Raw genomic sequence first — 509 nt, forward strand, 5'->3', positions numbered from 1 at the left:
CTAGGGGGTGTCCGCAAAGTCAGGTCAGCCAGAGTCGGAGGCAGGCGAGGGTGACCAGGGCTTGGTAGTGGCGGGCTCGTTTGTCGTAGCGGGTGGCCAGGGCTTTGTTGTGCTTGAGCCGGTTGAAGCAGCGTTCGACGACGTTGCGGCGACGGTAGGCCGGGCGGTTGAGCCGGCACCGGCTCTCGCCTCGCCGGATACGGCCGTTGATCTGGTCGATGCGTTCAGGGATCGCTGCCTTGATGCCCCGGCCGCGAAGGTAGGCGCGGATCTTCATGGATGAGTAGCCCTTGTCCGCGGCCACCAGTTCTGGCCGGGTGCGAGGGCGGCCCGGCCCGCACCGCTCGATGCGGATGCGGGCCATGACCTGCTCGAACTGGGTGCAGTCGTTGACATTGCCGGCAGTGAGAGTGAAGGCCAGGGGACGTCCCTGCCCGTCGCAGGCGAGGTGGATCTTCGTGGTCAGTCCTCCGCGGGACCGGCCGATCGCCTCGCCCGGCCAGGTCCCC

Annotated in this window: 1 protein-coding gene; it reads right to left on the minus strand. The window is 68.0% G+C overall.

Features of this window, described 5'->3' with window-relative positions:
• Positions 1-19: 19 nt before the first annotated feature.
• Positions 20-509: IS5 family transposase (locus IE318_RS44605; protein WP_189908507.1), on the minus strand; the 490-nt coding region annotated here is incomplete at its 5' end.

The organism is Streptomyces spiralis (assembly GCF_014654675.1).
GTDB classification, from domain to species: Bacteria; Actinomycetota; Actinomycetes; order Streptomycetales; family Streptomycetaceae; genus Streptomyces; species Streptomyces spiralis.